This window comes from Anabaena sp. UHCC 0253 (assembly GCF_009712085.1).
Lineage (GTDB): Bacteria > Cyanobacteriota > Cyanobacteriia > Cyanobacteriales > Nostocaceae > Dolichospermum.
The window spans coordinates 30909-39597 of the sequence record NZ_VILD01000011.1; the positions used below are offsets into that span (position 1 = coordinate 30909).

6 protein-coding genes and 2 pseudogenes are annotated in these 8689 nt (G+C 35.6%); 3 read left to right on the forward strand and 5 right to left on the reverse strand.

The window, feature by feature from the left end; all coding sequences use genetic code 11:
* Window positions 1-968: pseudogene (locus FJR38_RS24000) on the reverse strand (dihydroorotase); the annotation flags it as partial.
* 155 nt (window positions 969-1123) lie between these two features.
* Here FJR38_RS24000 and FJR38_RS24005 point away from each other — a divergent pair.
* Complete coding sequence (locus FJR38_RS24005) at window positions 1124-1429, forward strand: CRISPR-associated protein Csx3 (RefSeq protein ID WP_168496957.1); 306 nt, start codon at window positions 1124-1126, stop codon at window positions 1427-1429.
* A gap of 104 nt (window positions 1430-1533) precedes the next feature.
* Here FJR38_RS24005 and FJR38_RS24010 read toward each other — a convergent pair whose 3' ends face one another.
* Both FJR38_RS24010 and psb34 read right to left on the reverse strand, forming a co-directional pair.
* Window positions 1534-3660: a tetratricopeptide repeat protein gene (locus FJR38_RS24010; RefSeq protein ID WP_168539846.1), complete on the reverse strand. Its 2127-nt coding sequence runs from the start codon at window positions 3658-3660 to the stop codon at window positions 1534-1536.
* 202 nt (window positions 3661-3862) lie between these two features.
* Window positions 3863-4042, reverse strand: coding sequence for a photosystem II assembly protein Psb34 (gene psb34 / locus FJR38_RS24015; RefSeq protein WP_168539848.1), 180 nt, complete (start codon window positions 4040-4042; stop codon window positions 3863-3865).
* Window positions 4043-4351: 309 nt separating this feature from the next.
* On the opposite strand from psb34, the gene FJR38_RS24020 reads away from it, so the two are divergent.
* Window positions 4352-5659 carry an AAA family ATPase gene (locus tag FJR38_RS24020; protein ID WP_168496951.1) on the forward strand — a complete coding sequence of 436 codons (1308 nt, stop codon included), beginning with the start codon at window positions 4352-4354 and terminating at the stop codon, window positions 5657-5659.
* Between the two features lie 2 nt (window positions 5660-5661).
* Entirely contained in the window at window positions 5662-6120 is a 459-nt protein-coding gene (locus FJR38_RS24025; protein WP_168496949.1) for a hypothetical protein, read from the forward strand.
* A 61-nt stretch (window positions 6121-6181) separates the two neighbouring features.
* Here the strand turns inward: FJR38_RS24025 and FJR38_RS24030 are convergent, their stop codons facing one another.
* Both FJR38_RS24030 and FJR38_RS29185 read right to left on the reverse strand, forming a co-directional pair.
* Window positions 6182-6868 carry a Coq4 family protein gene (locus FJR38_RS24030; RefSeq protein ID WP_168497025.1) on the reverse strand — a complete coding sequence of 229 codons (687 nt, stop codon included), beginning with the start codon at window positions 6866-6868 and terminating at the stop codon, window positions 6182-6184.
* Window positions 6869-7036: 168 nt separating this feature from the next.
* A pseudogene (locus tag FJR38_RS29185) lies at window positions 7037-8689 on the reverse strand (FAD-dependent oxidoreductase); the annotation flags it as partial.

Sequence of the window (8689 nt, forward strand, 5' to 3'; positions counted from 1 at the left end):
CTGCAAAGGCTTGAACTTTCTCCTCATAAGTGTAGGGTGCGTGATCAATAGCGATCGCATCTATAACCCCAGTTCGCAAACCGTCCCGCAAAGATAGCATATCTTGATTATTTCCCAAAGGCGGATCTAAATGCAAGGATGTGTGATAACTCTTAATAGATGTTGTATCGAGTAAAAGGTGCATCCAAGTTGTACTAGCGGTAATGGGGGACACCTTGAGCCTTAGCTTGGGCAATTAATTCTACACTGCGGGCAGTAGAAACACGCATAATATGGACTGGTGTGCCGATATCCGCAACTAATTCTAATAACGATGCAATAGCAGTTGTTTCCGCACTCACTGGAATGGGAGGTAAACCTATCCGCAAAGCTTCCGCGCCTTCACGCATTGTACCATTACCTGCTAAGTGGCGATCGCATGGCCAAAAAGCCACAGGTTTTCCGAAGGGTTGAAGATACTCCAAAACCCGTCTGACTACCCCCAGATTTTCCCAGGATTTACCATCAGTAAAACCCACAACCCCCGCAGCGGCTAAATCTGCTACTTCTGTTAACTGTTTACCTGCTAAATCCAAGGTAATTGCTCCCCAGATGTGCAGATGAGGACAAGGTTTTTGTTGATCTCTGTGTTGTTGTAATTGTGTTACTAGGGCAGGTTTATCAATAACTGGCGATGTATCTGGTAAAACACTAACTCTAGTAAAACCACCAGCAGTAGCAGCTTGTAAAAAAGAACTTAGGGTTTCTCGTTCTTCAAATCCAGGTTCACCGGAATGACTATATAAATCAACTAATCCAGCACCAAGAATTAAGCCTTGACAATCACGAATAGCGGTATCGGGACTAAAATCTGTAATTTGCGGAGCGATCGCTTGAATATAACCATCAACAATTAATACATCTGCTACTTCGTCAATTTCCCGGAGAGAATCAATTACTCTTACTTGTTTTAATAGTTCTTTTGTCATGAGAAATATTACTTATCAGTGCTTTAGCCGTTCTCTATTTTACAGGTTGACTATGCAAATTGGTGATTTTGGGTATAACTTTAGGATCAAAAAAATTAGAATAGGCATCTTCTAACACCTTGCTATGATGTAAATATCGTTTGCAAATATCAGCCATGACTACTTATAACATCGAATTTAAAGAGGGAATTTTACGGATTAAGTTTGGTGAACCTGCTCAAAATGACCAAATTGTTAGAGACGCAGCCGCACGGTTAGAGGAAATGGCGGAATCTGGAGAATTACCTGGAGGACAACTATTGAAAATAAATGGTCCGGTTTCCATTCCTGTAGCATTTGTATTAGCGCATAAATTGGCACATATTTACGGTGCAGTGAGTTTTTATGATCCAAAGCTCGGCAAATATGTGATTTGTATAACGCATAATCCTGCTTATAAGCTGGGAGATTTGGTTGATTAATGTCAGAATCAAGTGAAGTACAACAAAAAATAATTAACCGCAGATGGAAGAAGATGGACGCAGATAAACGCAGATAAATTTGTACTTCATTAGACTAGGAAAGGTTATAATTTAGGTAAAACCGCTGGTAATAATTGTCCAGGCAGTTTAGACAAAGCTAAATTCTGTCCTTGAATACCTAACTCATTGTGGAAAGTCCGAATTGTGTTGATAATATGGCTGATTGTTGTTTGATAATTTTCTGTTTGCTGACTAAATCCACTTAATGCTTGTAAATGATTTTCTAAAGCAGATTCTAAATGTTGAGACAGCGTTTTTTTGTCCCCATGAAAAGAGACATCTGTAACTAAATGATAATGAGCTAATCCTAAATTATTGTGTGTCACCCATAAATCAAAACTTAAAGGTAAACCATTGAATGAGTGAGCAGTTTGCACCGCTTCTTGATAAGCATGAATACATAAATTAACAAGTTTTTGTTGTTCTGCTTTGGTTATTTGCGATTGATTTGCTAAATGCCAGTAAGCGATACCAAGATTATTTTGAGTAGCTGCATAGGCATGAGGAACATTTGTTGATGTTCGATATTTTAGTGCTTCACTGTAGACATGAATTGCTAACTGGAGATTTTCTATGGGTTCTTCATATTGGGAAAGATTCCAATAAGCCGTACCAATGTTATTTTGAATCATCCCATATTTGAGAGGTTCATCGGCTGGTTGATAGTGAACAAGTGCTAATTTATAAGCAGCGATCGCTTTTTTGAGATGTTCTAGAGGTTGATTATACTGCCCTAAATGCCAGTAAGCTGTACCTAAGTTATTTTGACAAGCAGCATATTTTAACGGTTCTATTTCCTCTTGTCGGTAATGGAGTGCTTCATGGTAAGCAACAACTGCGGCTTTCCAGTTTTCTACTGGTTCAGCAAACCTCGACAAATCACCATAAGCTGTCCCCAGGTTATTTTGAATCCGTGCGTAAGTTTCTGGCTGAAGATCACCTGTAATTAGCTTTAGTGCTAACTTATAAAAATCTATGCCTTGCTGAATATAAATTTTTGCTTCTTCGACATTATCAGGAATGCGGTGCAACATCCAATAAAGAGTACCCAAATCATTCAAAATATCTGGAAGTTGTGGAGAACTCTCATCATGATTAACAGCTTCTTGGTAAGCCAGAATTGCTACCATTAAGTTCTCTATAGTTGACTGTCCTTGTTCAATTCGCAACCGATATAAATTACCAAGATTTTGATAAGCTAACGCTAATTCTTCACCCGCAGCTTGCTGAATATGTAATTGCTCAATTTCTCCTAATATTTCTGGAGTTTGTCCATGATCTTCCGTCTCTGATACCTTCAGTGCAGCTTTAATTAGCTCCTGTAACTCTTGGTTAATATGAGAAAAGGAAGAGATATTCTGGTTATTACTTGTTTGAGAAAATGGTATTTGTGTTAGTACATCTTCATTTTTATTTACTGGAAAATCAGGTTTAGCTGTTTCTATAACTTCTGGAGGAATTTCCTCTTGCTCAAAAATCAACTGCTCAAAATTTTCCAGATCCAAACTGCGACGATTATCTACAGTTGGTGTTGGTTCTCCTGCAAATATAAAGACACCCGTTCGACAATGCCAAAATTTTGGTGCTGATTGCACAATAGCAGATAACCAAGGACGAGAAACCCAAAATAGTAAACAAGATTCTAAAAAGCAACTAGATTCCTGACTCGATAGATGTTGTTCACCTAAACGAAGATAATTCAAAAATAACCGTTGTACTGCGACAGGTTCTTTCGTGAGCATTTCCACACCCACAATCTGAAATCCTGGAATTGGTAACGGACGACCAGGAGTATCTTTTGATCCCCCTATAATCGGAGGTGGATAATTAACTAGCCATTGATTTATTTGCGCTATAGGATTAGGATCACTTACATTTAGTCGTAAAGTGACTAATCGTGGATAAGCAGGAGTGCTAAACTCTTCTACATTAGCTTTCTGATATAATACCTTTCCTACCGGATAAGCTAAAGTAGAATGCAAACGCGCTGCTATTTGGTTTCTTAAATGTAAATCATCACATACAGCAAATAAGATTTGTCTACGGAGACCCAGACTAAGAGCAAGTTTTAGGCGATGATATACTTGCCGATTTAAACTAACGTTTTCTGTGTGTACAGTTTCATTCACGCTTGTATTTAGTTGAGCTTCAGCCCTTTTTTCTGTATACATCCTGACTGAATATATTCAAAATTAATATTACATCTCATGATTTTGATTTTCACAGAGATGTTCTCTTTTTCAGGATGAATCAAGTTTTCCCCGTTGGATTGTCAGAAAAAAGACTATAATTATACTGCTATTTTAGTATTTTAACAAAAAATCAGGCTCTTTATTATGAACCTGATTAAAATTTTATAGTTCAGTTTTGTAATTAACCGACATTAGAAACAGAGAAGGCTACAAAAATAACTCCTCCAACTAAAAGCGCCGCTGCAAGTCCTAAAATAATATAAGTCCGCTTTTGAGTGGTTGTTGGTGGTTCTGCTTGATAAACTTTGGGTTCTTTCGCAAAATTATTGAGAAGACCACCTTCTTCGTTTGTATAGGGCATGAAGTGATTCCTTATTATTTTCTTTTACTTAATGTTACATAAATTTTACATCACTCTCATAAAAATAAATAAATAGTTACATTACTCAAAGCTTCTGATATTTTGAATTATATCTTGACAAAATAAACAATTTGTGTTTACCTCTGTCATTATTCCTTCGCTATTCTGTTTTACCTTACTGCTAATTCAGGAAGAGAATTCTTACCTAATTGAGCGCGAATTTTAGTTACATGATTATTTGTAATAAAATTTTTGTTACACTGTTAATAGTGATTTATATTTTTGAATCTAAATCGAAACATCATCATTATGCAAAGAATTTCTATAGAAAATTTTGGCCCTGTGAAAAAATTTGAGGCTGATGTAACAGATGTAATGCTGTTAATTGGTCCCCAAGCAAGCGGTAAAAGTACAATTAGTAAATCAATTTTTATATTTAAATCTCTTAAAGATGAAATACTTAACCATATCTATGCCTATAATCTAGAAAATCTTCCAGATCATCATCATGTATTTTTATTATTAAACTTTATCAAATTTAATTTTTTACAATATTTTGGATTAAAACTAGATTGTAAATCATTTTGGTTAGAATATCACTATTCAAACGAAAAGCATATAACAATTCATAAATATATATCCGAAGCTTCTCTAGATATAGAATTAAGCTTTTCCTTAGAAAATGAATTAAATTTACTAATTACAGAAATTTTAAATTATAAAATAATCTCTAAAGAGCAACAAAATAATTTTAAGTCATTAGAAGAACTACGAGAACTAGAATTAAATAGAAGATTACAGTTTAATTATTTTAAATCACGCATTGATAATATTTTTGAGGAAACACACTCTCATGTATTTATTCCTGCAGGTAGAAGTTTGATGTCTACATTAACCGAACAACTACAAGATATCAAAAATCCAGATACATTAGACTACTTTACACAATCTTTTGTAGAGAGAATTAATTTATTAAAAACTTACTTTACAGATGATTTAAACACGCTCATTCAAAATAAAGATGTTGCTTTAAATTTAGGTGATAATTTATCAAGATTATTAAAAAAAATCCTCAAAGGTGAATATAGATTTAATGCTGATATTGATAAAGAAAGAATTTATTTCAATAATAACCAATATGTTAAATTACAGTATGCGTCGTCAGGACAACAAGAATCTGTGTGGATTCTGTTGCTGATATTTAGATATATTTTAGATAAAACGAGTGTATTTATGGTGTTTGAAGAACCGGAAGCACACCTTTATCCAGAAACCCAAAGTGATATTGTAGAACTGATTGGTTTATTAGCAAATGTTTATAACAATCAAATAATTATAACTACTCATAGTCCTTATATTTTATCTGCTTTCAATAATCTTTTATATGCTTATCAAGTAGGTAAAAATAAAGTTGGTGATGAAAGAGACGCAGTAGAAAGTATTGTTAATAGTAAAAGTTGGATTGATCCAAATCGTATTTCAGCTTACTTTATATCAGAAAATGGCTATGAATCAATTATTGATCAAGAACTAAAATTAATTCAAGCGGAAAAAATAGATAGCGCATCCAGTATAATTAATGACAAGTTTAATGACTTGTTCAATCTGGATGACTAACTATGTGTAACGATTTTTTCAGAGAAAGTGAATGTAAGGAATTTTGTGATCATAGAAAAACCATAGTTGTTAAAGATTCTGGTAATAAACAAGAGTATAGAGTTACCAATAAAAATGGTAAAGAGATTTGTAAACTTATGGTAGATGGTTGTTTAATTAAAGATGGGGAAAGATGTGATTACCTAATTTTATCTTGTGAAGATAAATCAGCCTTTTTTGTGGAGTTAAAAGGACATGATTTAAAAAAAGCAATTGGACAAATAGATTCATCTATCACTAAATTGAAGAATGAAATCAAAGAACTCAAAATTTATGCCCGTATTGTATTAAATAGAAATCCCACACCTGATATTAATAGTTCTATGGAAATTAAACTCAAGAAACGTCTTAAGCAACAAAATGGTAAAGATTTTGGTGATTTGATCAAGTATAAAAGTCAAGTTTTAGAAGAAAGTATTTGAAGATAATACAAACTTTTACTCCCAAAAATATAAATAATTGAATGAGATCAAAAATCCTATTTTACCTTGCTGCTAATTCAGGAAGAGAATTCATTTGTAATTGAGCGCGAATTTCACTAATTGGAACATTCCAAAACTGATCCCATTTTTGAGAGATCAATTTAACAGGAGTATGCGAACCTAAAGAGTAACCACGGGATATTTCCATCATTAAAGGTTTGAATTTATGAGGTTGATAAAGACTAATCAAAACCATGCCAAAACTTACTAACATGATGCTAATAGGCATAGGGGTTTGTGCTAAGACAAAAGCTTGTAAACCCAATTCACCCATAACATCAGTATCAAACCCAGTGACTACATGATAAATATCATGAGTAGTTCTCCAAAGCATCTTCAAATAAGAAATATCATCAACAACAGGAACTTTTTTATAGAAGTTAGGATCAAAGCCTTTAGCTTTCATTTCCTTAGCATAAGTATGACCTAACGTTCCTTCGGGAAGTTTGCTTAATTCATCTAAATTTATCGGTGCAGGTAGCCAACGTTCTGTAAATAAGGAGTTAATTTCAGGATTTTTTTTAAGTTCATCTACGGTTAAATGTGCTATTTCTGTTTGATCAAGTGCATCTTCAAAATCAAATATTGGATCAGTTCCATCATATTGGGTTTTTAATGCTCTTGATGCCAGAAATTGAATATAAGCTAGGAGTCCTTTATCGTTGTTATAGGTAATAAGATAATCCATCATAATTCTTCATTTATAAATAATGAAAATATACTCTTATTATTGGAGAGATGAGAAGTATTTTTCCTGTATCAAAAGAGAGATATATTTATATAATTAATTTTGCTTTTGGTAGACATAAAAAAAAGAAAAGCGGGCAAAATACCCGCTCCAAAAAATGATTTAAAACTAACCTGTAATTGTTCCCGTCAAAGGAGAACTAGCACTAGCGTAGTTTTTCATTGGCATTCTTCCTGATAAATAAGCCATCCGACCGGCTACCGTTGCTAGATTCATCGCATAAGCCATTGCTGGGGCATTCTGAGCCAGAGCGATCGCACTATTAATTAATAAGGCATCCGCACCCAATTCCATCGCCTCAGCAGCCTCAGAAGGCGCACCAATACCAGCATCTACCACCACAGGGATATTGGCATTTTCAATAATAATCTGAATATTGGCAGTAGTTTGCAGCCCTTGTCCAGAACCAATCGGTGCAGCTAAAGGCATAACTGTGGCACAACCCACTTCTTCTAACCGCTTGGCTAACATGGGATCAGCATTAATATAAGGCAATACAGCAAAACCTTCTTTAACTAACTGCTCCGCAGCTTGTAAAGTACCAATGGGATCAGGTAATAAATATTTAGCATCCGGTATCACTTCCAACTTGACAAAATTATTATCTTCCTGTCCTAATAACTTGGCCATTTCCCTTCCTAACCGGGCTACTCGAATAGCTTCTTCAGCGGTTTGACAGCCAGCCGTATTCGGTAACATCCAGATTTTACTCCAATCTAGAGCTTCTGCTAAACCTTCATGTCCTGGGGCGTTGGTTTGTACCCGTCGTACAGCTACCGTCACAATTTGACAACCACTAGCAGCGACACTTTGCTGCATTTCCTGGATATTGCGATATTTACCAGTTCCTGTCATTAACCGAGATTTAAAGCTTTTGCCGGCAATAATTAGGGGTGAATCTTGAACAGTTAGATCTAATAATTCTGGGTGACGGTGGCCGTTTGTAGCCGGAGTAGAATGAATCAACATCGGTGTAGTAGTAGATGACACAGCAGAAAAGCGGGAATAATGGAAATTAGCCAAAAGAGGATCTGCTTTTTGTTCGCAAATCAAATCAGCAATTAATGTAGCTGTGACTGGTGCAAGTAAAATACCATTGCGGTGATGACCAGTAGCCAAGGTTAAATTATCGCAATGACTATGACCTAAAATAGGTAATTCATCGGGAGTAGCAGGACGAAATCCCCACCAAAGTTCCTGAATCGGATAATTCTCTAATTGGGGATATAGCCGCATGGCTGATTGCAGTAAACTTTGAATCCCCCCCCGGAGTATTATCGCCAGTAAATCCCCACATCTTCGCTAGTTGCACCAATAATTATAGAACGCTCGCGTCGGGGGACAATATAAATACCTTCTCCAAATAAAACCCGCGTCAAAGGTAATTCAGTCAGAAAATTGGGAACTTGTAAACGCAGCATTTGTCCTTTCCGGGGACGCACTGGTACAGGTAATAATTGATTTGTCCAAGCACCAGTGGCTAAAAGATAATGGTCAGCGCGAAATAAACCTGTATTAGTTTGTACACCAATAACTTTTCCCTGTTGTTGAGAAATAGCTTCTACTGTAATTCCATCTTTGAAGACAACACCCAAAGACTCAGCCGCAGTCAGCAGCACTTTAACTAAAGCCTGATTATCAACTTGCCCATCTTCAGGATACCACCAGCCGCCAATTACATCTGTGCCTAAACCTGGTTGGTATTGGTTAATAGTATCTTTATCTAACCAGTTAGCTGGGGACTGGGAAGAAAACATTCTC